This window comes from Bacillus sp. FDAARGOS_1420, assembly GCF_019344915.1.
Lineage (GTDB): Bacteria > Bacillota > Bacilli > Bacillales > Bacillaceae_G > Bacillus_A > Bacillus_A mycoides.
On sequence record NZ_JAHWJB010000002.1, the window covers coordinates 1,150,265 to 1,174,783 of the forward strand.

Genomic DNA, 24,519 nt, shown 5'->3' on the forward strand with positions numbered 1-24,519 from the left:
AATAATGGAATTTGATATTCCGTATTATAGCGGAGGGATTTATGAAAGAAGAAGTTTATCACATGAAAATATTGAAGGCACTCCAATCAAAAGAGTACATTTCAGTAAGAAGAAGAGTATTCCGGCAATTAGTAGAATCGTTAATTTATGAAGAAATCATTACGCCGATTCGTATACAAAAGGGAGAGCAAATACTTTTTATTATACAAGGTCTTGATGAAAAGGATCAAAATGTAATGTACCAATGCTATGGGCAAGAACGTATGACATTTGGGCGTATTTGTTTACATGACTCATTAATAATGAGAGTTCAAGATGAGGAAGAAGAAATACAATCAGTTTCACAATTTTTACAGGAGATTTTTCGGATTGTTCAAGTGGATCGAACGAAATTGGATTCTTTTATTCAAGAATTAGAACAAACAATCTTTAAAGATACGATTGCACAATATGAGAGAAGTTGTGAAGAAGACTATCTTGCGAAATCTTATGATGAGCTTGAAAGTCATTTAATAGATGGACACCCGTATCATCCTAGTTATAAAGCACGCATCGGGTTTCAATATCGTGATAATTTTCAATATGGATTTGAATTTATGCAACCAATGAAAATTATATGGATTGCAGTTCATGAGAAATATACGACTGTAGGATATGAAAGTGAAGAGAGTTATAACTGTACCTTTAAAGAAGAAATTGGTGAAAAGAAAATCGAAGAGTATATGGATCGTATTCGAACAATGGACTGTGATTCGAAGAAGTACATGTTTATACCTGTTCATCCTTGGCAGTGGGAGAACTTTATTATTCCGAATTATACTGACCATATACAGGATAAATATATTATTTATTTAGGGAAATCAGAAGATGATTATTGCGCGCAGCAGTCGATGCGGACATTAAGAAATGTTACGAATCGAGAGAAACCATATGTAAAGTTATCAATGAATTTACTCAATACTTCAACTATCCGTACATTAAAACCACATTCGGTTGTGAGTGCACCTGCTATATCGAATTGGTTAAAAGATATAGTAAATCATGACCCTTATTTAAGGGATGAATCGCGTTTAATTTTGTTAAATGAATTTTCGAGTGTTACGTACGATGCGAATAAAAAAGCTACGTATGGCTCATTAGGATGTATTTGGCGCGAAAGCGTTCACAAATATTTAGATAAGAAAGAAGAGGCAATCCCATTTAACGGTTTATATGCCAAGGGAAAAAATGGGACACCAACTATTGATTTGTGGTTAAAGAGATATGGAGTAGAAAGCTGGTTACAATTGCTTATTCAAAAAGCAATTATCCCAGTTGTACACCTCGTTGTAGAGCATGGAGTCGCATTAGAATCACATGGACAAAACATGATTTTAGTTCATGAAGAGGGAATACCAGTCCGTATTGCACTAAAAGATTTTCATGAAGGACTGGAGTTTTATCGTCCATTTTTGAAAGAACTCGAAAAACGTCCTGACTTTACTAAAATGCATAAAACATATGCGAATGGTCAAATGAATGATTTCTTTGAAATGGACCGTATTGAATGTTTACAAGAAATGGTTTTAGATGCGCTTTTCCTATTCAATCTAGGTGAACTGGCTTTCGTGCTGGCAGATGAGTATCAGTTGAAAGAGGAACAATTTTGGATCATTCTTGTTGAAGAAATAGAAGATCATTTTGAAAGATTTTCGCATTTGAAAGAACGTTTTGAAGCATTACAATTATATGCACCTACATTTCATGCAGAGCAATTAACGAAGCGTCGTTTATATATGGATGTGGAATCGCTTGTTCATGAAGTTCCAAATCCATTGTATAGAGCAAAGCAACTTACAATACAAAAATCAGTTGTTACAGGGGGAAATCATGCTAATCGTTAATAAACAAGAATTTAGCAAATATGATTTTGAATTGAGATTACAAGGTTACGAGGGAGTGGAACAATTTCAAGAAGCAGAAGGAAATAGATTTGCATTTTGTCTGAAAGATCCATTCGATATTATTACGCTTGTGTTTTTCCTAAAAGAAAAAAGAGCATCTGTACTACTTATTCATGAAGATACGCCAAAGGATACAGCTATTGAAATGGCAAAGCGCGCAAAGTGTACTGCACTTTTATACGGAGAAAGTAACGACTTTACAAAATTAGAAGTTCCAAATCTATTACAAGAAGAACCGTCTTTATTGCAATATAGTTCAGGTACAACAGGAGAGCCAAAACTGATTCGTAGAGCATGGACGGAAATTGAAACAGAAATTGCTGCTTACAATGAAGCTTTAAAATGTGAAGAAGACGAAGTGCCAATTGTAATGGCTCCAGTTTCACATTCATACGGATTAATTTGTGGCACGTTATCAGCAATTACGAGAGGTAGTAAGCCTATAATCATTACAAATAAAAACCCTAAATTCGCATTAAATATAGTTCGTAATACCGAAAAACATATCATATACGCAGTACCACTTATGTTACATATTATGGGGAGTTTTCCACAAGGGACTTTTCAGTTTCATAAAATTATGACATCAGGATCACCTTTGTCAGAAACGCTATTTTATAAGTTAAAGGGCATGACGAAATACATGATGCAGCAGTACGGCTGTTCTGAAGCTGGTTGCATTAGTATATGTCATGCTATGGAAACACATTTGGATTTAGGAAAACCACTTCCTCATGTAAGTATTAACATAGGTTCAAATGAAGATGAACCTGAAGAAATCGTAGTGAAAATTGCTGAAAAGGAGATTTATACAAAAGATTTAGGTTATAGATCTGAGCAAGGCCTTCATTTCATGGGGCGAATAGATGATGTTATTAATGTGTCCGGTCTAAAGGTATTTCCTATAGAAGTGGAAGAAACGATGCTTCGATTAGAAGGTATTCAGGAGGCAATTGTATACCGGGGCAAGCATCCTGTGATGGGAGAAATAGTAAAAGCGAAAGTAGTCTCTCGTATTGAACCAGTACAAATAAGAGAATGGTGCATACAGCATTTACCGTCTTATAAAGTGCCACATGAAATTGAAAATGTAGCAGAGATTCCGAAAAATAAAACAGGGAAAGTAAGTCGGAAGTTATTAGAGATGGGAGAGATAACAACATGAGTCGTGAAATGTTAAAAGAAGCAGTTTTAAGTATTATGAGAGAAAAAATGGAACTGAAAAATGTAACACATTTAGAAGAAACGATGCGTTTAAATCAAGATTTATATATAGATTCGGTAATGATGTTACAGCTTATTGTATACATTGAAATGGAATTAAAGTTATGTGTTCCAGAAGATGAGATAGATCCAAAGGCGTTTCTTACAGTAGGATCTTTGCTTGACTTTATGGAAGAGTTAAAGCCGTTACAAGCAGCAAATATGAATAATTAAATTTAAGAAAGTGGATGAGAGTATGACTTCAATTAAAGTTCACTGTTTAGTGAGTTGTTTTTGTGAAATTATAAAAAGGCGTAGTGATATAGATTTCCGTCCATTTTATTTCGGATTATGGGATGGAGACTTTGATATAACAGAAGGCGGGATTATTTCTTATCATTCCGAAAACATTAACCATGATAACTACTTGCTTTGGTATGAAAAATTGTATGGGATAAAAGTGAACGAATGGTACGATCATTCAAAAGATAAAAGTAGCAATGTAGAAACATTTTTAGAATTAGTAGAAAATAAGCCGGAAAATCGTTACGTAATTGTAATGGTTGATATGTCTTTATTGCCTGAGAGAGAAAATAAGTTTCATCAAAAACCGTTTCCGCATTACTTAATGATATCGAAGACAGAGAAAGAAGACGAATGGTTCATGCTTGATCCTGATTTTCGCTGGGAAGGGAATATGGAAAGAGAAAAAGTGCTCCATTCTGTTAAAGACAACCCATTTGGTGGAGGCTATTTCATTGATATAGAAGGAATTCAGGAGCCAACACAAGAGATGGTAGAAAGTTATTTCATGGAAACATTCAAAAAAGATGATAATGAACTAACAATGGAATTAAAAAAATTAATAATAAAAATGGTAAATGAAGAGGGTGGGTATTCACTTTCCGGGCTCGTAACGGCAGTAAAGCAAATACCCGTATTGGCAATACGTAAATATAGCTATGAACATGCCTTTGCATACTTCCGTGAAACTTTACAATATTCGGAGCAAGAATTTGATTATTGGTGTGATCGAGTGGAAGACATTGTACAAGGATTTACAAATGTACAGTACCGTGCTATTAAAATGGCAATGACAAATAATAAAGATATGTTATTACCAATTGTTGAAAAACTTGATGAAATGAATACAATTGAACTGCAAATCAAGGATGAACTAGAGAAACAGTTTCTGTTATGGAAAGAAATTACAACAAATCAGTCTTTCTTAACTAATACAAGTTCATTGAATTTAAGATAAGGGAGTTCAAACCAATGAAATATTCGCTATGTACAATTTCATTTCGCCATCAACTAATTTCATTTACTGATATTGTTCAATTTGCATATGAAAACGGTTTTGAAGGAATTGAGTTGTGGGGGACCCATGCACAAAATTTATATATACAAGAGCGTGAAACGACAGAACGAGAAATAGATTATTTAAAGGATAAAAATTTAGAAGTTACGATGATAAGTGATTACTTGGACATATCATTATTAGCGGATTTTCAAAAAACGATGGAAAAATGTGAACAGCTGGTAACACTAGCTAATTGGTTTAATACAAATAAAATTCGTACGTTTGCCGGGCAAAAAGGTAGTGAGGATTTCTCGGAACAAGAGAGAAAAGAGTATGTGAAGCGAATTCGCATGATTTGTGATCTATTTGCTCCGCATAATATGTATATACTATTAGAAACACATCCAAATACGTTAACGGATACTTTGCCGTCTACTTTGAAATTGTTAGAAGAAGTAAATCATCCATATTTAAAAATAAACCTTGATTTTCTTCATATATGGGAGTCTGGTGCAGACCCTGTAGATAGTTTTCATCGATTAAAGCCGTGGATACAACATTACCATTTTAAGAATATATCATCAGCGGAGTATTTACACGTGTTTGAACCAAATAATGTATATGCCGCTGCTGGAAGTCGTATAGGAATGGTTCCATTATTTGAAGGTATTGTAAACTATGATGAAATCATCCGGGAAGTGAGAGATACTGATCATTTTGCTTCGCTTGAATGGTTTGGGCATAATGCGAAAGATATATTGAAAGAAGAAATGAAAGCATTAACGAATAGAAAATTAGAAGTAGTAAGTTCATAAGGTGAAATGATGAAAGAGTCTCGTTTAGGAGACTTTTTTTTATTTTATCAATAACCAAAAATTACCATGTATTTAATTTCGGATTTGATACAGTTTAATATATATAAGGAGGTGATCGGTAATGGCTAGAAATCGTAACGCTAATCAATTAGCATCACATGGAGCACAAGCAGCTCTAGATCAAATGAAATATGAAATTGCACAAGAGTTTGGTGTACAGCTTGGAGCTGATACTTCTTCACGTGCAAACGGTTCTGTAGGCGGTGAAATTACAAAACGCCTTGTAGCGATGGCAGAACAACAGCTTGGTGGCGGATATACTCGCTAAATGTAGAAGGTTATAGGAGAAAGGAAGGATTCTTCCTTTCTTTTTTATTTTCAATTAATTGGTATGGATATATTGTGAACAGGATTCAAAGAATAGGAGTAATGCTATATTTTACCCAATTTCTTTTGTTGTAAATGGAAAGTAGTAAAGATGAAATAGCCCTGGTGGAATGTAAACATAATTTCCAGCAGGGCTATTATATGGTAAGAAATATATGATGAAAGGTTCCGAAATCAACATGTTAAAAAAAGAAAACTGTTGTTTAATTGCACTTGCATCAGTTCCACTTGTTATGACGCTAGGTAATTCAATGCTTATTCCAATCCTGCCAACCATTGAAAAGAAATTACATATTTCATCTTTCCAAGTATCCATGATAATTACAATTTATTCTATCATTGCAATTATACTTATACCGATTGCTGGTTATTTATCAGATAGATGGGGACGAAAGATGGTAATGGTTCCAAGTTTATTAATTGCAGCTATTGGAGGAGCGATAACGGGATGGGTATCATGGAAAGTTGATAACCCTTACGTTTGGATTCTTATCGGAAGAGCAATTCAAGGGATAGGTGCTGCTGGTGCTATGCCAGTTGTCATACCATGTGTCGGTGATTTATACAAAGATGAAAAACAGGTTAGTGCAGGTTTAGGAATCATTGAGACGTCAAATACATTTGGAAAAGTATTGAGTCCCATATTAGGATCAGCTCTTGCAGCTATTGTATGGTTCTTACCATTTTGGGCGATTCCAGTTTTATGTGTAATATCGATTGTTTTACTACTGGTACTAGTAAAGGCGAAGAAACAAGAAGAAGAAGTCCCACCACTTAAAGAATTTATTCAATCTATTATCTCTACGTTTCGAGAAAAGGGAAGATGGTTAATTGCCATTTTTATACTAGGTGCAATTATTATGCTTATTTTATTCGGAATACTTTTTTATCTGTCAACTATACTGGAGTCGAAGTACGATATTCATGGTATATGGAAAGGGTGTGTACTCGCTATTCCTTTACTTGTACTATCACTTAGCTCATATATGGCTGGTAAAAAAATTGGAGATAAACAAGATATTATGAAAAAGTGTATCTATATTGGATTTTTACTGGCTGCTGCATCTGTCTTCTTACCTTTATTTCTAAAAGGAATCTATTTGCTACTTCTTTGTCTCGTTATTATGGGTGGAGGAATTGGTATGGTGTTACCATGTCTAGATGCTCTTATTACACAAGGGATTGAAAAAGAGCAGAGGGGGACAGTTACGTCATTTTATAGTTCAATGCGATTTATCGGTGTAGCAGCTGGACCACCCCTGTATTCTTTTTTTATGAAAGGGGCAGACCATGAAGTGTTTTATTTAACGAGCATCTTCGCTGCTATTGGTGCTGTCATAGCAATTATTTGGATTAAACCAGCAAAAGATAAAATGATGTTAAAACAGAAACCGGAACCAACTTCATAATGCGAAAGAGAATTGCATGCCAATTACATAACATGCAATTCTCTTTAATTAGTTAGGAAAAACAACTTGTTTTAACATATAAAGTGCGACTCCCCATATGATTAGCCCTGAAATTTTATTTAATACTATAATCGTTTTTCCTGTCGAGTCAAATCCTTTTAGAAATTTTCCAGCAAAAGCTAAACTAATAAACCAGATCCAAGAAACTATAATTGTTGCAAAAGTGAAAGCCCATTTCTCACTTCCTATGTACTGTATAGAGTTTGTTCCGATTACACCAATTGTGTCTAAAATTGCGTGTGGATTTAGTAATGAAACTGATGCGGCGAAAATAATTTGATTTTTTAAAGGCATGCTTTTCTTACGATTAGTCAACCTGTATTTATAGATTTTTGATGGATTGAGTACCAAAAATCTATATCACACATGTATCCACGTATAACGCATACTAAATACCCCTAATATGATTCGTTTTTTTACTAGGGGGAGATATGATATGATGAATAAAACTATGATATTAGGCCGTTAACCGATAATCATAGTGTATATCGTGTGTAATAAGATGAAAGAGAAGCTTCAGTAACTTATTCACACACGCAATGGACGCAACTTTATGACATTTGTTATAGGGTTGCGTTTTTAATTTATCGTAGTACCCTATAATGTGATTTCGCCCGTAACGCCGTTGTTTAATCATGTTTTGGATAATCAGGAAAAGTAGTTTTCGTAAATGTTTATTTCCACGTTTATTAATTTTATCTTTATAAAAAGTTTTACCGGATTGAAAGCGACGTATATCAATACCGGCATATGCATTCAATTGCTTGTTATTCGCAAAACGAGTAATATCTCCTATTTCAGCCATTAAACGTACAGCTGTATTTGGCCCAATTCCAGGAAGGCTCAAAATGATACTATATTCTGCACGTTGTTCGGCAAGATGTACCATCTTGTTAATGCAATGTTCCTTTTGATGAAGAAGTTCTTGATAACGCCTTGCGTATACCTTGAGTTGATCACATAGGACATCATTTTGTGAAACGGCTGGATAGGAATTTTTCGCTATTTCAAGTATTTGAATTGCCTTTTTCTCTGCCATGATAGTTGATATTTTTTTATTGGTATTGGCACGAATACGATTTTTTATGATTGTTTTAGAAAGATTTAAAACACAATCTGGATGGGGAAATAGTTGAACAAAATTTAAAAATAGATCCGATTTACTAGTGAACATTTTTTCTAATTCAGGAAATGTTAATTGAATTACTTTGTGCATACGACTACGAATCATCGATAATTCTCCATCCAGTTCGCTATAAAATCTCGAAAGAGACTTTAACTGATGGAATAAGTGGTCCGTTCTATGAGATACCCTTCGGGTAACTGTAAAATGAGTAATGGCTAGTCGATGTGCATCACTTCGGTCCGTTTTATGAATCCGTAAGGAATCACATTGTAATTTTGCTTCTAAGGGGTTTAATAGACAATATGTATATTGGTTATCTTGCATAAATCGTTCTAGCTGCCTGGAATAAATGCCTGTTGCTTCGAACACAATTTCAGGTGATTTGCCAGTTTCATTGGTAAGCTCATGTATCTTTTTTTGTAGCTCTTCAAATTCAGACTTTGAATGTTTGATTTCTTTTTCAAAGATACATTGTTTTTGTGCATTATAAATGACCATATAACTTTTACCCATACTGATATCAAATGCAATTACGTGTCTCATAAGGTTCCTCCTGACGTAAAGTTGAAGTCTTCATCTTACACTTATCGATTCCCATTTCTTATACACGATCTCGAGGACCAACATACTAAAAACTGATTCAAATAAGGTAAGTGAAGAAGGTCAGTTTTTTTTACGGATTCAGAATCCTAAAGCATACACGACCCTTTCTTCACTTCTACTATATAAAAAATAGTAGTGCGAACCAATGCCTTGGCCTGCACTACTAATCTTAGTATGTTTTTCTTGTTTTACATCATTTGAAGGATCGCTTCTCCAAATAACCCAGCCCATATACATAAGAAAGAAAAATCCAATCATATACAAGGTGGTTGTTAACCAAGAGAAAGTTAAGAGGACAAGAGAGACACCTTGTACAGCAATTAATATTAATAATGTATCACATATAGATGCAGTCAAGACTACAGGAGCAGCTCGCCAAATATTTGGTTGACTAGCGCCTTGGTTAAAGACGAAAACATTTTGGACACCTAATGGAATGATAAGACCAAATGCAAGGATGATACCGTGAATAATTGCTTCACTCATCAGATTACCTCCTACTTAATTTGATTAATTATGATAGTGTATATTGTATAGAAGAAATGAAAATTTGTATCCATCCATATGGTTGGATAGGTTACCAACCATAAAATATGTGAGGTGAGATAATGGAAAGGCTCGTTTGGAAACCTAATATGTCTTCGTCTATTCCTTTATATAAACAAATAGAATCTTATATAAAAGAAAGGATTGTTAATGGGGAATGGACAGTTGGAACGAAATTACCTTCACAAAGAGCTTTGGCGCATGCGTTTGAAGTGAACCGAAGTACAATTGTAATGGCTTTCGATGAGTTAATAGCAAAAGGGTACATTGAGGGGAATGGACGGAAGGGAACAATTGTTATAAAAAATAGTGAGAATACTTCAACATATGCCCCGCCTCCAAACTGGCAGTCTTACGTAGAAACAGGACTTCATTATCCGAATCTTCCTGCTGTACAAGAGATTAATCAAGCTGAATTTACTCCCAATGTAATTCGATTAGGAACAGGTGAACTTTCACCGAGTCTCTTGCCTGAGAAAAAGATGAAGGATATTATTAATAAAATTTTACAATCAAATGTTCCACTCGGGTATGAGGAACCGAAAGGAAATCTCCATTTAAGAGAAAAAATTGCGGAATATTTAAAAGGGCATGGGGTATATGTATCTCCTGACTCTATTTTAATTGTTTCAGGGGCAATTCAAGCATTGCAGCTTATTTCTATGGGGCTTCTTCCGAAAGGAGCGTCAATTTTATTAGAAAAACCATCATATTTATATTCGCTTAATGTATTTCAATCAGCAGGAATGCGCTTGATTGGAATACCAATGGATGAGAATGGTATAAATACTTCATACATTACAAAATATAAGAAACAATTTAACGCATCTATTTTATATACAATCCCATCTTTTCATAATCCGACCAATTTTAGTATGAACGCTAAGAAGAGGGAAGAAGTGATGGAGATATGTAATGAAATTGGATTACCTATTATTGAGGACGCGGTATATCAAGATTTATGGTTCGATGCACCAGTTTCAAAGCCTTTAAAGGCATATGATAAAAATGGTATCGTGCTACATATTGGAAGTATGTCCAAAGTCATTAGTCCTGGTTTAAGAATTGGGTGGGTTGTTGGATCAGAATCCGTTATTCAAAGATTAGCAGATATAAAAATGCAAACTGATTATGGTTCAAGTTCTATATCCCAGCAGATTGCAGCGGAGTGGTTTGAAAATGGATTGTATGATGAACATTTACAGTTTGTAAGAAGTGAATTGAAAAAACGTAGAGATTTTATGATAAGTATGTTAGAAAAGTATTGTAGTGGCATTGCAACTTGGCATGAGCCAGTAGGAAGCTTTTACATTTGGCTACATATAAATCTACCAATTTTGAATCGTAGTTTATTTGAAAAAGCTTTACAAGAAAAGGTGTTGTTAAACCCAGGCACTTTGTATGATAGAAGTGCTAACCAATTTTTACGTCTTTCTTATTCCTATGCAACTGTAGAAGAAATTGAAGTTGGAATAAAAAAGGTTGCGCAATTAATTAAAGGGTAAAAGGAGAAAAACATGAAACAATATGTGATTTGCCAAATTATCGATGGGGATAAATATTTAGCTGCTTATGCAGAGACAAAACAGGATGCAGTTGAAAAAGCAGAACTGTTAGGATTAAGAACCGGAAACCGTTACATAGTAATTACCGCGGAAGAAGCTGAAGGGTTAACTTATCCTTAAGCAATGTGTGTGGTATGTAGGAGATAAATAAGCCTAGTAATATATGAAATTACTAGGCTTATTTACTATTAAAGCGTCAAGTCTTCTCGTATGAAAATAAAAGTATTATGAGTCAAGTTGACGGAAAAATCGATTTGTTTTTCGATCCTGATTTCCGTCTCTATATTCATTAACATATTGTCTGAAGTTCCAAGATTGTAAAAACTTATTTGCGGAGTTATAACCAGAATTGTACAGCCATTCTTTTTCTTCTTTCGTTAACTCAAAATTTGTACTTGTAATTGTCCCTGTAGGAATTGTAATTGTTCTTGCTTTTGATTCTTTATCTAAATGCCGTAAATCATGAGCTTGCATCATTGTTTTAAATAGTCCTTTGAACATGGAAATAGGTTCTTTATAATGGGCAGGATCAGCTTGAATTTCATCTTTTACAAAATGAAATCCAAAAGTCGGCCAGCGAGGAGAGGTAGGGGAGTCGAAAATCCAAATTGGGTAATTACTTAAAATCCCGCCATCAACCATATAACAAGGCTGCTTCCATTTTGGTGTTCTCCATTTTACTGGCTCAAAGAAGAAAGGGATTGTACTACTCATTCTTACAGCTTTAGCAATAGAGAAGCGATAATTTAAAAATCCATAGTTCGGTAAATCATCGGGGAAGACAACCATTTTACCGTTGCTTATATCAGAAGCTATAATTTTGAGTTTGTTTAAATCAGGTAGATCTGTAAATAAGTGAACGCCCTTTTTTCGCAGTAATTCTTCAAGCCATTCTTCTATAAATACATTGGAATAAATACCTAGAGTAGACCATGCACTTATTCCTTTACCGATAAACGGGATTCTATCAAGAAAAGTTTTCTTCATAAATTTATTATAATCAATATCGGTTATTATTGTTTTTAATTCGGAACAAGAATATCCAGCTGCTAAAAGCGCTGCGATAATTGAACCAGCTGATGTTCCAGCTACGCGCTCCCATTCATATCCTTTTTCGGCTAACGCGCAAATTGCCCCCACATGCGCAATTCCGCGTACACCGCCTCCCTCGAAAACACCATCAATCTTCATTAAACATACTTCCTTTCAGATGGGAAATTTGAAAATGGCAAAAAAGCACGTATTGTACGCGCTTTTTTACAATAGTTTTTAAGTTTACTAGCAGTCGAATCCGCCGCCCCAACAGCTAGCTCCAATGATGATTAGAAGGATAAATAAAACGATTAATAAAGCGAAACCTCCATAACCACAACCGCCACCACAACTACCGCCGTAACCGTAACCACCGCCGTAACCGCCGCAACTATATCCGTAACCCATGTGGAATTCCTCCTTAAATTAAAAATAAAAATGAACGAGGGGAAAATGTACTGGAAGAAATAAAGAACTATCGTGTTTGTAGGAACAATGTATACTATGCTTTTTTAAACTTGTTCGCGTACGAGGGATAAGCCCGTTTTTTGGAGGGCTTGTTGAATTTACAATGAATGAAGTATAATCTTTGTGCTATGATACAAATAAGTATGTAAATGTAAGGAGAATTTATGGAACAGAAAATTGAAATATTAATTGATAAATATGAACTAACACATTTGAAACAGGAACTTATTAATACTGTATTTCCTTGTGTAAAAGTTGTGCCAAAACAACAGGGAATAATTGCGATAGGCAGTTCGAAAATGGGCGGAGTTCCTGATTTGCCAAATACATTTGAATATCCAACATACAAAGAGAATCCGTTACGTTTTATCGCACAATTTAATTTAAGTGATTTACAAAACGTTGGTATGGATCACAATCTTCCTAAGACAGGGATGTTATATTTCTTTAGTATTGAAAATTACTTTGAAGAAGATGTGGATCCAACCGAAGCTGGACGTGTAATTTATTATGATATCCCTGTAGAGCAATTACGTAGAGCAGATGAAATACAAGCGAAATATAACCAGTGTGCAATTACTTTTGAACTGACGTATAAATTACCGGAGCTTTTCATTGAAGATGAGGCGGATTCAGATCGTTTCTTGCAATTACTTGAAGAGCTAATCCCAGACAACTATGATAATCATCAAATGTTTGGAGAACCATTCTCTGTACAAGATGAGGTATTGTACGAGACTGGACAATATATGGGGATAGATCCACAGCATATGACGCTCTTATTCCAAATTGATTCAGATACTAAAAATTGTAATATGATGTGGGGAGATTTAGGGATGCTTTATTTCTGTATTGGAAATGAAGACTTGAAAAATCGCCATTTTGAAAATACATGCTGTGTGTTGCAAACTTGCTAAAAAAAGGGTTGTTCTTTTTCTAAAAGAACAACCCTTTTAAAAATGTTAAATATGCATAATCTCATATGACCTATTTTGAAAAGTATTGTATACTCTGAAACTATACGATACTTTTTTGTATAGTTATAGAATGTAAGGAGTGACAAGATGGGAAAGACAAGTAAGTATGTGACAGCTGCCGCACTTTGTTCAACTATAGTAATGGGAGGCTTACAGGCGTCAGCTGTATCTTATGCGGCTACGAATCCGACTACAGTGACAACACAATCAGATGCAAAGTTGTTAAATGATTTCAGAAAAGAATTAAAAAAACAGATTGATAATAGAGAAGAAAATATTACAATCACATATAAAACAAAAGATAGAAATGCTAGAAATATTATGGACCAATTGTATGGCGAGTTTAATAAAATTGTAGATGCTGATGAGTATGTAAAATATAATGTAGCGTCTACTAAATATTCTATAAAAGGGATGCCAGGGAATTATACATTTACATTACAAGTGAAGTATCGTGAATCAAAAGAGCAAACACAGTATGTAAAGTCTCAGGTGAAAGCAATTGTAAATTCTATCATTAAACAAGGCATGGATGAACATGAAAAAGTGAAAGCTATTCATGATTATGTTGTGAAAGAAGTATCATATGATACTTCTTATCAAGCATATACAGCGTATGAAGCGTTAGCGAATCGTTCTGCCGTTTGCCAAGGATATACATTGTTAACATATCAATTACTAAAAGAAGCAGGTATTCAAAATCATATTGTAACAGGTACAGGGAATGGACAAGCTCACGCATGGAATTTAGTGAACATTGATAACAAGTGGTACCACCTTGATACTACATTCGATGATCCAGTCCCTGATAAAGCTGGGCGCGTAACATATTCATATTTTAATATGTCTGATGAACAATTAAGCAAAGACCACGAATGGGATCGTAGTAAATACCCAGCGGCAACTACAAGTTACTTTGGTGAATTAACAAACAAAATAAAATCCGGTAGTTCAAAAACTGCTGTATATGAACAAATGTTAAAAGAAACAAATTTAAAGTATTTATCTGCACAATACGGAGCGGAAAATTACAATGAGTTTAAGAAAAAATTACAGCAACAATTTGCTTCCAAGCCAGAAAAAGTAGAAGTACGATATAAGCAGTCCATGGATGGAACGATGCAAGATATAAAGAAAGTACTAGATGAAATAACTTGGCCAAAAGGTGCAAAGCGTGTATCTTATCAAGTTGCGCCATATAGTGCAATGGCAGGTTATTCATTAGCGACAATTACATTTACGTATTAATGAAAAAGAGCATCTTTAAAAGGTGCTCTTTTTACGTTTGAGTATAATTCTAGTGACTATTTAGAATTATGTGATAAAATAATTGAAAATAGAGGATGTGATAGCTGAATGAATTTGTTCGAAAATAATATATTTGCATTGATATATTTTTGTCTAGTAATCGGACTTATCGTTTTGTTTTTTGTATCATTTACTCTGTTCATTAAAAGATTATTGCAAAACAACACTATGAAAAAACAACATGTGATTAATATGAATCAGAAGTTAGATCGGATTATTGAATTGCTTGAAAAAGATAAAAAAGAATAATGGAAGATGGATAAAAAGGAGAAGCAGATGGCGAATTATATAAAGGAATTACGTGAAAAAATAGGACATGATTATGTTATTTTGAATTTTGCAGGAGGTTGTGTATTTAATGAATTTGGTGAAGTGCTTCTGCAAAAAAGAGGAGACTTTAATGCTTGGGGATTTCCAGGCGGTGCAATGGAAATCGGGGAATCTGCGGCAGAAACTGCGATTCGAGAAATAAAAGAAGAAACAGGATATGATGTGAAAATTGATGAGCTCATTGGTGTGTATACGAAATATTTTCAAGCATATCCGAATGGAGATCAGGCACAGGCAATTGTAATATTCTTTAAGTTTTCAATCGTTGGAGGGAATACAAAAATAGACGGTGATGAAACGTTAGATTTGCAGTTTTTCCCTTTAGACAAAATGCCGCCATTGTTTAATAAACAACATGAAGATTGCTTGCAGGATTTATTAGAGAAAAGAGTAGGGGTATATCGTTAACGTATAAAAAAGAAGCTAAATGAGATTAGCTTCTTTTTTATGTTCTATTTCCACCAATCATCAAACATTGACGCTGGTACTTGTCTTTTATGTTCACTCACTTTGTAACGCTTCTCGATCTTTTCAGCAACGTCAGCTGGAACGGATTTACCTTCTAAATAGTCATCTAATTGATCGTAAGTAATGCCTAGCTCTGTTTCATCAGCTTGACCTGGTTTTTCATCTAATAAATCAGCTGTTGGCATTTTTAAGTAAAGTCGCTCGTCTGCACCTAATTCTTGTAATAAATCACGTCCTTGGCGTTTCGTTAATCCCGTTAATGGTAATAAATCTGCACCGCCATCTCCGAATTTTGTGAAGAAACCTGTTACAGCTTCAGCAGCATGATCAGTTCCGATAACGAGTAGCCCTTGTTGTCCGCCGATTGCGTATTGTGTAACCATACGGATACGCGCTTTAACGTTCCCTTTATTGAAATCTGTTAATGATTCGCCTAATAAGTTTTCGTATTGATTTGAGAAAGAATCAACTGTTGAAGCGATATCAAAAGCAACAGACTGATCAGCTTGAATAAATTGTAATGCTAATTGTGCATCATCTTCATCTTTTTGTACTTTGTATGGAAGACGTACGGAGATAAACGTTGCGTTACCACCTTCATTACGAACTTCTTCGACTGCAAGCTGTGCTAAACGTCCTGCCAGTGTAGAGTCTTGTCCGCCGCTAATTCCAAGTACAAATCCTTTTGCACCTGTAGTTTTTAAATAATCTTTTAAGAAATCAATTCGTTTACGAATTTCTACTTTCGGATCAATTACAGGCTGAACATGTAATGCTTTCATAATTTGTTCTTGTAATGTCATTATGTTTTCCTCCTATTCATATTAAAGCGGTAAATAAGTTTATATGTATATTGGTACATACTTCTATCCTTTATTATTTCGCAAAACTAACGAATATACAATAGGATGCGTGTATGAATGTAGTCATTATAATGAAACTGTTTTATATAAGCAATTGTTTAAAACCTTTCAATAATGTAAGGTTTTTGTCATTTGAATCGATGGAAGGTATTTCCGAACTTTACTAATATAAAAGTATAGTTAGTAGAAGGGCGGAGAAGTAGTATGAACATTAGAGAACTCGCATTTCGAAATGTAACGCGAAATAGACGAACATACTCAGCTTATTTTTTGAGTAGTGCATTTGCAATTATGGCCTTTTTTGTGTATTCATTTTTTGCGTTTCATCCGGCATTAAGTGCTGGAGAATTAGGACGGTACGTATTCGTAAGTATGTCTTTTGCGCAGTCTATTATTTACTTATTTACATTCTTCTTTATTTTATATTCAATGGGAATGTTTTTAAAAACGAGAAAGCGTGAACTAGGAATTTTAATGATGCTAGGTATGACGAAATATCAATTAAAGCGTCTTATCTTCTTTGAAAATATAATGATTGGAATAGGGGCAATAATTTTTGGGATTCTTTCAGGTATGTTGTTTTCAGGGATATTAATATTTGTAGCTCCGATGATATTAAAACTAGATATCTCTTTATCCTATTACATACCGATGAAAGCGATTGTTGTAACGAGTATTATGTTTTTCGTATTATTTATGATCATTTCATTGTTTAGTGCAGGAATGGTTCGTAAAAATAAAATTATGAAATTGTTTAGAGGATCAGCAGAGGCGAAGCCAGAACCGAAGGCATCTATAATTTCTTCTATATTAGCAGTAGTATTGCTTAGCGCTGGTTATGCAGGAGCTCTTATGTCATATGGTGCAATGGTATTTATAATGATGATTCCTGTTACAACGGTAGTCATTATTGGTACGTATTTGCTGTACAAGCAGTTGAGCGTCTTTATTATTCGATTATGTAAAAAAAGCAAACGTTTCTATTGGACACAGACAAATATTATTACTTTGTCAGATTTAGCATACCGTATGAGAGATAATGCAAGGATGTTCTTTATTGTAACAATTATTTCAACAGTAGCATTTTCAGCAATAGGTACATTGGTTGGGTTTGCTTCGATGACGAAAGAAATTATGGACAGACCAATTGCGTTTCACTATCAGTCTAAGCAAGGTAATAGCAATGAGTCACAGCATCTGAAAATCATTGACGAAGGATTAAAGAAACATAATATAGCAGCTTCAAAAATAAATATTTCATCGAAGAAAACGGAGGAGCAGTCGTTAAGAAGCGCCATTTTTATAAAAGAATCAGATTATAAAGAATATGCAAAGTTAACAGGAGAACCATTTAATACTGTATCAAATAAAGAGGCTTTATTTTTGTCAGTCGAAATACCCGGACCACCGATGAAAGAAAGAAAAGAAATTACTTTACCAAATATGAATGAACCTTTAAATGTGAAAAAAGTTAATACTTCTTCATTAAGTAAAATACTAAGAGGTAATGTGTATGTAATCTCTAAAAATCAATATGATTCATTACAAGATGGATTTAAAGAAGAAAAAGATTATATGTATAAAACACAATCCGCGAAAGATGAAATTGAGGTTGGTAAAGAGCTTACGAATCAGATTAAGCCTTATGAAGAACATTCAACGTTTAGTGCAGAAGAGTACGATCAAAATCAAAGTCTACAAATCGCAGGACCCATTTTATTTGTAGGTTTCTTTATTGGTATTGTATTTTTCGTTTGTGCAGGAAGCTTCCTTTACTTCCGTTTATTTTCAGATTTGGAGGACGATACTCGTTTATTTGAAATGATTCGAAAAGTTGGATTGACGAGAGGGGAATTATCGAAAGTAGTCACAATCCGCTTAGCGCTTTTATTCTTCGTTCCAGTTGGAGTTGCAACATTACATGGGGCAGTAGCATTAACTGCGTTAGGACAAATGTTTGAGTACTCACTGTTTAAAGAAAATACAATTGTATTAAGTATTTTCGTAGGTATTCAAGTTGTATACTTCTTAATTATACGATCGCGTTATTTAAAACAATTGAAAGAAAGATTGAATATTCGTTAAATGTGTTTTTTTAACTTTTGTACTATATTTTCTAAAAAGAGTAAGGCATTACCAAATATATAGTGATAAAATGAAAATAGCGAGGTGAAAAAAATAATAGAGAGTAAGGGGGGAGTAACATGAAAGCAACAGGAATTATTCGAAAAGTAGATGAATTGGGACGGATAGTTATTCCTAAAGAATTACGGGATGTATTAGGAATACAAATCAAATCACCACTTGAAATTTTTGTAGAAGAAGACAAAGTCATTTTACAAAAATATCAACCATACAATGCTTGTCAAATAACAGGTGATGTTTCAGATCAAAATATTTCATTAGCAAATGGAAACATTACTGTTAGTATAGAAGGCGCAAAACATGTAATAAAAGAAATTGAGCAGTTTTTGAACAAGAGTAAGATTTAGTCTTAATTTATCCCGCTATTTGTGGGCAGTAAAACTCCCACCTCAAAACTCGGCTGAAGCAAAGAAGTTAGGTGGGAGATCAATTGCCCGTAAACGCCCGATTGGTGAGGGCTAATAATCAGTGGGGGATGAACACCACCCACTGATTATAGTTTCACTTTATATTATTCTATTGAAAAACTGAAAAAGAAAAGGACCATTAATGGTCCTTTTCTTTTGTTTATTGAGAAACATTTGAGAGGAAGGGAAATGGAACGAATAAAACGAATGTTAAATCTAAACGCATTCAATAGTGGTCTGAAATGAAAATAATATATTTTCAGGAGGGATTACGATGAATAGTAGTACAGCGAATAAACAAAAAGGCATTAAATTAATTCCGTTTACTGTAAATAAAGTGGTTGAACAAGTAAATGAAATTCCACCAGGTGTACAATTGATTCATGCTCCGCAAGTATGGGAAAAGAGCGCGAAAGGAAAAGACATTGTCGTTGCTGTTTTAGATACAGGTTGTGATGTAAATCATGTAGATTTAAAAGATCGTATTATTGGTGGGAGAAATTTCACAAAAGATTATGAAGGAAATCCCAATATTTATCTTGATAATAATGGGCATGGTACTCATGTATCGGGGACAATTGCAGCGACTGAAAATGGTGTTGGTGTTTTAGGAGTCGCACCACTTGCTAAAATGTTAGTGTTAAAGGTTTTAGCGGGAGATGGTTCTGGGAGTTATGAGCAAATTATTGAGGCCATTCATTATGCAGTAAATTGGAGAGGGCCTAATAAAGAAAGAGTTAGAGTCATTTCAATGTCACTTGGTGGTCCGCAAGATGTACCAGAGTTACATGAAGCTATTCAAAATGCGGTAAAACAAGACGTACTTGTCGTGTGCGCTGCAGGAAATGATGGAGATTGTAACGATGATACGGAAGAATTAGATTTTCCAGGTGCTTATTCTGAAGTAATTGAAGTAGGTGCTGTTAATTTAGAGCGGAAAATTTCATGCTTTAGTAATTCAAATCAAGAAATTGATTTAGTAGCGCCGGGTGATGAAATACTGTCTACGTATCCAGAGGGGAAATATGCGGTATTAAGTGGTACTTCAATGGCGACGCCGCATGTCGCTGGGGCGCTAGCACTTCTCATAAAGCAGTGTGAGAGAGAGTATGGTAGAAAATTATCAGAGCCGGAAATATATGCGCAACTTATAAAAAGGACTGTACCTTTAGGGTATGAACGTACATCTGAAGGGAATGGATTAATAGATTTATTAAAAGAATAGTAATTACTAAAAAACATCTCATATTCATATGAGATGTTTTTTAGTACGGTTCTGTTGCATGTATTACGACGTCTAATAAACCGGGGAATCTAGCATTTAAGTCATCTTCACGAATTGAAATGAAACGTTGTGTGCCTTCAAGGCGTGTATACATAACACCAGATTCACGTAAAACTTTGAAATGATGAGATAAAGTTGATTTCGCAATTGGAATGTTTAACGCACCACAAGATTGTTCATTTTTCTCTAGTAGCATAGTTACAATTTGTAAACGAATTTGATCGCTAAGTGCATATAAGACAGAAGAGAATTGAATTTCTTCTCGATTTGGATGATAGAGAGTACGCATTTTTTCACCTGCTTGTATAAGTTAATATATTTGCACTATAACATATAAAGTGGTATATTTCTATTGTTCGAATATAATCGAACAATAGAAATATAGGGGGATAAAAAATGAAGTATACAAAATTGCAAAAGGCAGGACTAAATATTTCGAAGTCGGGGTTAGGAACAAACGCTGTTGGGGGACATAATTTATATGCTGATGTGAATGAGGAAGAAGGAAAAAGATTAATAGAAGAAGCAATTCAGCAAGGGATTACATTTTTTGATACAGCAGATTCATACGGTTTCGGTAGATCAGAGGAATTGGTAGGAGAAGTATTAAAAGGAAAACGCCACGAGTTTGTACTTGCTACAAAAGGTGGAATTCAGCCGTTATTAAATGGAGAGGTTCATATTAATAATGAACGAAGCTATTTAAGAAATGCTGTGGAAAATAGCTTAAGAAGATTACAAACTGATTATATTGATTTATATTATTTACATTTTACAAATCCTGAAACAAGTTACATAGATTCAATTGGAGAGCTTACTCGCCTAAAAGAAGAAGGGAAAATTCGCTCAATTGGAATATCTAACGTAAATGTAGAGCAACTAAAAGAAGCGAATCAGCACGGACATATAGATGTTGTACAATCACCGTATAATATGTTGGATCGTGCTGCTGGGGAAGAACTTTTGCCATATTGTATAGAATCAGGTATTTCATTTATTCCGTACGGGCCTCTTGCCTTTGGGATACTAGGTGGAAAATATACAGAAGATTTCAAATTGAACGAAGGCGATTGGCGTCAAAGTGTAAATCTATTTGAAGAAAATACATATAAGAGTAACTTTAAGAAAGTTGAGAAGTTAAAAGGCTTAGCTAAAGAAAAGAATCTCGAAGTATCGCATTTAGCTTTAGCGTGGTTATTAAACAAAAAAGGAATTGATACTGTTATTCCTGGTGGGAAACGAGCAGAGCAAATAAGAGAAAGTGTAAGAACGGTGGAAGTTTCATTGAATGAGAAGGTTATGAAAGAGATTGAATCTATATTAGAAGATTAGTTGAAAAGAGGGATAGGGCCCTCTTTTTATATAAAAGGAGAAGGTTTAAATGAAAAGAGTGCTAGCTGTATTCTTTACGATAATGTTTATGATTGGTACAGATACTTTCTTAATTTCACCACTTTTGCCGACATTACAACAGGTGTATCATGTATCAACTGAATTATCAGGATGGATGGTGAGTTCATATGCTTTAGGATACGCTGGATTTGCGCTTATCGCTGGTCCTATATCAGATGGCTTAAACAGAAAAAAAGTGATGGTATTAGGAATGAGTTTTTTTGCATTAAGTACATTTTTGTGTGGAATGGCACCGAGTTTTTTATGGATGCTAACATTTAGATTTTTAGCAGGTATAAGTGCAGCTTTTGTATCTCCACAAGTGTGGGCATCTATTCCGCTCCTTATAGAGAAGAAGCAAATTGTAAAAGCAATTGGAATTGCAACAGCAGGGTTATCAATCTCTCAAATTTTAGGGCTACCAGTAGGGTCGTATTTAGCAATGATACACTATACTACACCATTCTTCATCATTGGTATATTATCAGCACTACTTGTCATTCTTATTTATGTAGTATTACCAGAAATACAACCGGTTCATATAGGTGGAAGTAAAACAAAAATCTTAAAGCGCTATAAACAATTACTTACAGATTCAAAGGTTTCACTTTCTTATTTTGCATATTTTGTTTTTCAAACTGGTAATTTTGCTGCATTTTCATTTTTGGGTGTATGGCTTTCCATTCAATTTGGCTTACAAGTCCATGAAATAGGAACAGCTATGCTCGTATTAGGATTAGGAAATTTGACCGGTAACATTTTTGGGCCGAGAATCGTAAATAAAATTGGTTATAACCTTTCTTTCTATGGTGGAATTCTATTTACAGCAGTGCTATATGTCATACTTCCTCATTTAAAGAACATTATGTTTGTAGAGTTATTTTTCTTTGTTTTATTTTTTGTGACAGGAATTTTGTTTGTATTGATGATGGGGTGCTTACAAAATATGTCTAGTATAGCAAGGGGAACAGGAGCCGCTCTTGCTAATGCTTCTATGTATATTGGCCAAATGATTGGAGCGGCAATAGCAGGAATGTTATTTGCAGCATCTCACAATTTTATACTTGTAGGTAGTTTTACTGCGTTACTATATATAGGAGCTTTATTTTTGTTTAGAAAAAGTGAAAAGCTTAATGAAGATAGTGAAACAGGAATTGCATCATAAAGCCTTTAAAAATAAATCGAAGAAATTCAAAAAACAAAAAATCCCTAAAGAGATAGGGATTTATATATCGGCATATAGTTCCTTGGAAAAGGATATACTTAGTTTAACATATAGGAATACTTATATTTGTGAAATAGATGTGAAAGTAATGTGAAAAATGCCGTAATAAAAAGCACTGTTTTAGCTAAAACAGTGCTTTTCTCTTTGATTGAACAGTTGCTGCATTTTCATCATGTATGCCTGCATCATTAATAATTCGTTGTTTTGCTTTATTTAATAGATGGTTTACTGCTTCACCAAAATAGTTAGCTTCGCTTTTTGTGCGGGCTTCTCGTAAACATTTATAGTTTTCTAGCAGTTTCTCTTTTTCGGTGTTTGTTAAGAAATCTTCTATTTTCTTTTTTGTCATACGAAACACCCTTTCTTCTGACAAACGACGCAATAGAAAATATTTATTTTTTATTATAACAATAATTTTTAGAGAAAGTATAGACTAACGTCGTAATAGTTTGTCAATTTCTTGGATTTTCTCATCAGCTTTCCCAATTTGCGTATTTTTAGCCTGTTCACCACCAAGAGCTTGGTGAAGTAAAAACGTTTGACCGGAAATAGCGGTCACAATGGAGACTTTTATAATTTCTTTTATTAAGGTGACATCGAATAAAACGAGTCCAAGAAGTGCGGCGAGGCTACCTGTAAAAATATCAGTTAAAAATCCAAAATGAAAAAAAGTTTTTAAACGGCGTGGAAGCAATAACTTGCCTTGGTTATTGATCAGATGGGAAACGAAGCCAGTAATGCCACCAACGAGAACAGCGGTTAGCCATTGATACATTTCCATCGAATCCACTCCTTTTAGTGAATAAGATTCGATAATTTGATATTGATTCCTTTTAATATTTCATATAAGCATATTGAGAAAGTTTGTTTAGGTTTATTCCGTATTCAATTTAATTATAACAGAAAAATCTGATATATTTCAGTCTATTATATGAAGCGGTTATTCCTTAATATGAATGTAGAAAGGGGTGCGTGATATGAATATAGATTATCGAATAAGAAGTGTAGATGGTTATACAAAAAATATAGGGGAATTAGTAAGCATGCTGGAACATACGAGGGCTGTAACATTACAGGAAATAAACGATCTATCAGTTGAGCAATTAGATTTAATTATGCCGAGTGGAGGGAATTCCATCGGAGCGTTACTAAAGCATATAGCGGCTATTGAAAAAGCACATCAGCTTATTTCATTTCAAAAGCGTGACTTTACAAAAGAAGAATTAGAAATATGGGAAGATGCACTGTATTTAGGGGAAGCAGGGAAATCTATTCGTGGCTATGACATACCGTATTATGTACAACTTTTGCAAAAATTGAGAGAAGAAACACTAAAGTGCTTGAGTGAACAGGTTGACGAATGGCTAATGTCAGAAAGAAAGTGGCCTAATGGCGTAGCGTATAATCAGCACTACCTTTGGTTTCATGTGCTAGAAGATGAAATTAGTCATCGCGGACAAATTAAAATGCTAAAAAATAAGTTATTTGAAAATTACGTTAAATAAGGTAGCTTTTTAATGGGATATTCCATATAATGAGAGTAATTAAAATTAGAACGGGGTGATGTATTATGGCGAAATTAACTTATATGAATAATAAACCAAATACAAAGGTGGACGGAAAGGGCGATACTCTATAAGTGAGCGCACAATCCTTCCA

26 protein-coding genes and 2 pseudogenes are annotated in these 24,519 nt (G+C 34.3%); 19 read left to right on the forward strand and 9 right to left on the reverse strand.

The annotated features are described in order from the left end of the window. Positions 1-41: 41 nt before the first annotated feature. The 7 genes from I6L50_RS16205 to bcbE all read left to right on the forward strand — a co-directional run bounded on the left by I6L50_RS16205 (position 42) and on the right by bcbE (position 7,060). Positions 42-1,883 (forward strand): IucA/IucC family protein, encoded by a 1,842-nt coding sequence (locus I6L50_RS16205; RefSeq protein ID WP_219302048.1) that lies wholly within the window; start codon positions 42-44, stop codon positions 1,881-1,883. Beyond that, positions 1,870-3,108: an AMP-binding protein gene (locus I6L50_RS16210; RefSeq protein WP_219302049.1), complete on the forward strand. Its 1,239-nt coding sequence runs from the start codon at positions 1,870-1,872 to the stop codon at positions 3,106-3,108. Before I6L50_RS16205 ends, I6L50_RS16210 begins: the two co-directional genes overlap by 14 nt. After that, the gene (gene asbD, locus I6L50_RS16215) at positions 3,105-3,380 is read left to right on the forward strand and encodes a petrobactin biosynthesis protein AsbD (RefSeq protein WP_219302050.1); all 276 of its coding nucleotides are present in this window, start codon (positions 3,105-3,107) and stop codon (positions 3,378-3,380) included. Before I6L50_RS16210 ends, asbD begins: the two co-directional genes overlap by 4 nt. 22 nt (positions 3,381-3,402) lie before the next feature. Further along, a complete protein-coding gene (locus I6L50_RS16220) occupies positions 3,403-4,407 on the forward strand; it encodes a DUF6005 family protein (protein ID WP_219302051.1) in 1,005 nt (334 codons plus the stop codon). 14 nt (positions 4,408-4,421) lie between these two features. After that, positions 4,422-5,264, forward strand: a complete 843-nt coding sequence (locus I6L50_RS16225; protein WP_113938254.1) for a sugar phosphate isomerase/epimerase family protein — start codon at positions 4,422-4,424, stop codon at positions 5,262-5,264. A gap of 121 nt (positions 5,265-5,385) precedes the next feature. Further along, a complete protein-coding gene (locus I6L50_RS16230) occupies positions 5,386-5,592 on the forward strand; it encodes an alpha/beta-type small acid-soluble spore protein (RefSeq protein WP_000113539.1) in 207 nt (68 codons plus the stop codon). 217 nt (positions 5,593-5,809) lie between these two features. Beyond that, positions 5,810-7,060 carry a bacillibactin exporter BcbE gene (gene bcbE, locus I6L50_RS16235; RefSeq protein ID WP_080220952.1) on the forward strand — a complete coding sequence of 417 codons (1,251 nt, stop codon included), beginning with the start codon at positions 5,810-5,812 and terminating at the stop codon, positions 7,058-7,060. 48 nt (positions 7,061-7,108) lie between these two features. Here the strand turns inward: bcbE and I6L50_RS16240 are convergent. The 3 genes and pseudogenes from I6L50_RS16240 to I6L50_RS16250 form a co-directional block, all read right to left on the reverse strand. After that, a pseudogene (locus I6L50_RS16240) lies at positions 7,109-7,399 on the reverse strand (LysE/ArgO family amino acid transporter); the annotation flags it as partial. Positions 7,400-7,577: 178 nt separating this feature from the next. Beyond that, positions 7,578-8,789 carry an IS110 family RNA-guided transposase gene (locus I6L50_RS16245; protein WP_219302052.1) on the reverse strand — a complete coding sequence of 404 codons (1,212 nt, stop codon included), beginning with the start codon at positions 8,787-8,789 and terminating at the stop codon, positions 7,578-7,580. A gap of 237 nt (positions 8,790-9,026) precedes the next feature. Beyond that, positions 9,027-9,335, reverse strand: a pseudogene (locus tag I6L50_RS16250) (LysE/ArgO family amino acid transporter); the annotation flags it as partial. 122 nt (positions 9,336-9,457) lie between these two features. On the opposite strand from I6L50_RS16250, the gene I6L50_RS16255 reads away from it, so the two are divergent. Then, entirely contained in the window at positions 9,458-10,900 is a 1,443-nt protein-coding gene (locus I6L50_RS16255) for an aminotransferase-like domain-containing protein (RefSeq protein ID WP_219302053.1), read from the forward strand. A gap of 12 nt (positions 10,901-10,912) precedes the next feature. Beyond that, the gene (locus I6L50_RS16260; RefSeq protein ID WP_002012388.1) at positions 10,913-11,080 is read left to right on the forward strand and encodes a DUF3933 family protein; all 168 of its coding nucleotides are present in this window, start codon (positions 10,913-10,915) and stop codon (positions 11,078-11,080) included. 105 nt (positions 11,081-11,185) lie between these two features. On the opposite strand, the gene I6L50_RS16265 is transcribed toward I6L50_RS16260, so the two are convergent. Together I6L50_RS16265 and I6L50_RS16270 are read right to left on the reverse strand one after the other, a co-directional pair. Continuing rightward, on the reverse strand, positions 11,186-12,151 hold the full coding sequence (locus I6L50_RS16265) for a patatin-like phospholipase family protein (protein WP_219302054.1): 966 nt from the start codon (positions 12,149-12,151) through the stop codon (positions 11,186-11,188). 87 nt (positions 12,152-12,238) lie between these two features. Beyond that, entirely contained in the window at positions 12,239-12,400 is a 162-nt protein-coding gene (locus I6L50_RS16270) for a YjcZ family sporulation protein (protein ID WP_113938258.1), read from the reverse strand. A 224-nt stretch (positions 12,401-12,624) separates the two neighbouring features. Between I6L50_RS16270 and I6L50_RS16275 the strand changes: the two genes are divergently transcribed. The 4 genes from I6L50_RS16275 (at position 12,625) to I6L50_RS16290 (ending at position 15,483) form a co-directional block, all read left to right on the forward strand. After that, positions 12,625-13,377: a YwqG family protein gene (locus I6L50_RS16275; RefSeq protein ID WP_219302055.1), complete on the forward strand. Its 753-nt coding sequence runs from the start codon at positions 12,625-12,627 to the stop codon at positions 13,375-13,377. Positions 13,378-13,524: 147 nt separating this feature from the next. Continuing rightward, positions 13,525-14,685, forward strand: a complete 1,161-nt coding sequence (locus tag I6L50_RS16280; protein ID WP_219302056.1) for a transglutaminase domain-containing protein — start codon at positions 13,525-13,527, stop codon at positions 14,683-14,685. A gap of 108 nt (positions 14,686-14,793) precedes the next feature. Continuing rightward, positions 14,794-14,994 carry a DUF4083 domain-containing protein gene (locus I6L50_RS16285; RefSeq protein ID WP_002141377.1) on the forward strand — a complete coding sequence of 67 codons (201 nt, stop codon included), beginning with the start codon at positions 14,794-14,796 and terminating at the stop codon, positions 14,992-14,994. A 27-nt stretch (positions 14,995-15,021) separates the two neighbouring features. Further along, positions 15,022-15,483, forward strand: coding sequence for an NUDIX hydrolase (locus I6L50_RS16290; protein ID WP_002141378.1), 462 nt, complete (start codon positions 15,022-15,024; stop codon positions 15,481-15,483). A 44-nt stretch (positions 15,484-15,527) separates the two neighbouring features. Here I6L50_RS16290 and nadE read toward each other — a convergent pair whose 3' ends face one another. After that, a complete protein-coding gene (nadE, locus tag I6L50_RS16295; protein WP_219302057.1) occupies positions 15,528-16,346 on the reverse strand; it encodes an ammonia-dependent NAD(+) synthetase in 819 nt (272 codons plus the stop codon). Positions 16,347-16,610: 264 nt separating this feature from the next. On the opposite strand from nadE, the gene I6L50_RS16300 reads away from it, so the two are divergent. The 3 genes from I6L50_RS16300 to I6L50_RS16310 all read left to right on the forward strand — a co-directional run bounded on the left by I6L50_RS16300 (position 16,611) and on the right by I6L50_RS16310 (position 20,183). Next, entirely contained in the window at positions 16,611-18,491 is a 1,881-nt protein-coding gene (locus I6L50_RS16300) for an ABC transporter permease (protein WP_219302058.1), read from the forward strand. A gap of 119 nt (positions 18,492-18,610) precedes the next feature. After that, positions 18,611-18,898 (forward strand): AbrB/MazE/SpoVT family DNA-binding domain-containing protein, encoded by a 288-nt coding sequence (locus I6L50_RS16305; protein WP_002012401.1) that lies wholly within the window; start codon positions 18,611-18,613, stop codon positions 18,896-18,898. A gap of 334 nt (positions 18,899-19,232) precedes the next feature. Further along, positions 19,233-20,183, forward strand: a complete 951-nt coding sequence (locus tag I6L50_RS16310; protein ID WP_063217742.1) for a serine protease — start codon at positions 19,233-19,235, stop codon at positions 20,181-20,183. A gap of 40 nt (positions 20,184-20,223) precedes the next feature. Here I6L50_RS16310 and I6L50_RS16315 read toward each other — a convergent pair whose 3' ends face one another. Then, a complete protein-coding gene (locus I6L50_RS16315) occupies positions 20,224-20,532 on the reverse strand; it encodes an ArsR/SmtB family transcription factor (protein WP_001259916.1) in 309 nt (102 codons plus the stop codon). Between the two features lie 107 nt (positions 20,533-20,639). On the opposite strand from I6L50_RS16315, the gene I6L50_RS16320 reads away from it, so the two are divergent. Next, the gene (locus I6L50_RS16320) at positions 20,640-21,575 is read left to right on the forward strand and encodes an aldo/keto reductase (protein WP_219302059.1); all 936 of its coding nucleotides are present in this window, start codon (positions 20,640-20,642) and stop codon (positions 21,573-21,575) included. Positions 21,576-21,624: 49 nt separating this feature from the next. Continuing rightward, positions 21,625-22,800, forward strand: coding sequence for an MFS transporter (locus I6L50_RS16325; protein ID WP_219302060.1), 1,176 nt, complete (start codon positions 21,625-21,627; stop codon positions 22,798-22,800). Between the two features lie 184 nt (positions 22,801-22,984). Here I6L50_RS16325 and I6L50_RS16330 read toward each other — a convergent pair whose 3' ends face one another. Together I6L50_RS16330 and I6L50_RS16335 are read right to left on the reverse strand one after the other, a co-directional pair. After that, positions 22,985-23,209, reverse strand: coding sequence for a hypothetical protein (locus I6L50_RS16330; RefSeq protein ID WP_002064959.1), 225 nt, complete (start codon positions 23,207-23,209; stop codon positions 22,985-22,987). Positions 23,210-23,293: 84 nt separating this feature from the next. Then, positions 23,294-23,641, reverse strand: a complete 348-nt coding sequence (locus I6L50_RS16335; RefSeq protein WP_000426320.1) for a DUF4257 domain-containing protein — start codon at positions 23,639-23,641, stop codon at positions 23,294-23,296. Between the two features lie 196 nt (positions 23,642-23,837). Here I6L50_RS16335 and I6L50_RS16340 point away from each other — a divergent pair, with 196 nt between their 5' ends. Beyond that, positions 23,838-24,365, forward strand: coding sequence for a DinB family protein (locus tag I6L50_RS16340; protein WP_219302061.1), 528 nt, complete (start codon positions 23,838-23,840; stop codon positions 24,363-24,365). Positions 24,366-24,519: the final 154 nt, after the last annotated feature.

Coding starts and splice junctions, on each gene's coding strand:
- I6L50_RS16205 (WP_219302048.1), top strand. CDS start 42: ATGAAAGAAGAAGTTTATCACATGAAAATATTGAAGGCACTCCAATCA.
- I6L50_RS16210 (WP_219302049.1), top strand. CDS start 1,870: ATGCTAATCGTTAATAAACAAGAATTTAGCAAATATGATTTTGAATTG.
- asbD (WP_219302050.1), top strand. CDS start 3,105: ATGAGTCGTGAAATGTTAAAAGAAGCAGTTTTAAGTATTATGAGAGAA.
- I6L50_RS16220 (WP_219302051.1), top strand. CDS start 3,403: ATGACTTCAATTAAAGTTCACTGTTTAGTGAGTTGTTTTTGTGAAATT.
- I6L50_RS16225 (WP_113938254.1), top strand. CDS start 4,422: ATGAAATATTCGCTATGTACAATTTCATTTCGCCATCAACTAATTTCA.
- I6L50_RS16230 (WP_000113539.1), top strand. CDS start 5,386: ATGGCTAGAAATCGTAACGCTAATCAATTAGCATCACATGGAGCACAA.
- bcbE (WP_080220952.1), top strand. CDS start 5,810: ATGAAAGGTTCCGAAATCAACATGTTAAAAAAAGAAAACTGTTGTTTA.
- I6L50_RS16245 (WP_219302052.1), bottom strand. CDS start 8,789: ATGAGACACGTAATTGCATTTGATATCAGTATGGGTAAAAGTTATATG.
- I6L50_RS16255 (WP_219302053.1), top strand. CDS start 9,458: ATGGAAAGGCTCGTTTGGAAACCTAATATGTCTTCGTCTATTCCTTTA.
- I6L50_RS16260 (WP_002012388.1), top strand. CDS start 10,913: ATGAAACAATATGTGATTTGCCAAATTATCGATGGGGATAAATATTTA.
- I6L50_RS16265 (WP_219302054.1), bottom strand. CDS start 12,151: ATGAAGATTGATGGTGTTTTCGAGGGAGGCGGTGTACGCGGAATTGCG.
- I6L50_RS16270 (WP_113938258.1), bottom strand. CDS start 12,400: ATGGGTTACGGATATAGTTGCGGCGGTTACGGCGGTGGTTACGGTTAC.
- I6L50_RS16275 (WP_219302055.1), top strand. CDS start 12,625: ATGGAACAGAAAATTGAAATATTAATTGATAAATATGAACTAACACAT.
- I6L50_RS16280 (WP_219302056.1), top strand. CDS start 13,525: ATGGGAAAGACAAGTAAGTATGTGACAGCTGCCGCACTTTGTTCAACT.
- I6L50_RS16285 (WP_002141377.1), top strand. CDS start 14,794: ATGAATTTGTTCGAAAATAATATATTTGCATTGATATATTTTTGTCTA.
- I6L50_RS16290 (WP_002141378.1), top strand. CDS start 15,022: ATGGCGAATTATATAAAGGAATTACGTGAAAAAATAGGACATGATTAT.
- nadE (WP_219302057.1), bottom strand. CDS start 16,346: ATGACATTACAAGAACAAATTATGAAAGCATTACATGTTCAGCCTGTA.
- I6L50_RS16300 (WP_219302058.1), top strand. CDS start 16,611: ATGAACATTAGAGAACTCGCATTTCGAAATGTAACGCGAAATAGACGA.
- I6L50_RS16305 (WP_002012401.1), top strand. CDS start 18,611: ATGAAAGCAACAGGAATTATTCGAAAAGTAGATGAATTGGGACGGATA.
- I6L50_RS16310 (WP_063217742.1), top strand. CDS start 19,233: ATGAATAGTAGTACAGCGAATAAACAAAAAGGCATTAAATTAATTCCG.
- I6L50_RS16315 (WP_001259916.1), bottom strand. CDS start 20,532: ATGCGTACTCTCTATCATCCAAATCGAGAAGAAATTCAATTCTCTTCT.
- I6L50_RS16320 (WP_219302059.1), top strand. CDS start 20,640: ATGAAGTATACAAAATTGCAAAAGGCAGGACTAAATATTTCGAAGTCG.
- I6L50_RS16325 (WP_219302060.1), top strand. CDS start 21,625: ATGAAAAGAGTGCTAGCTGTATTCTTTACGATAATGTTTATGATTGGT.
- I6L50_RS16330 (WP_002064959.1), bottom strand. CDS start 23,209: ATGACAAAAAAGAAAATAGAAGATTTCTTAACAAACACCGAAAAAGAG.
- I6L50_RS16335 (WP_000426320.1), bottom strand. CDS start 23,641: ATGGAAATGTATCAATGGCTAACCGCTGTTCTCGTTGGTGGCATTACT.
- I6L50_RS16340 (WP_219302061.1), top strand. CDS start 23,838: ATGAATATAGATTATCGAATAAGAAGTGTAGATGGTTATACAAAAAAT.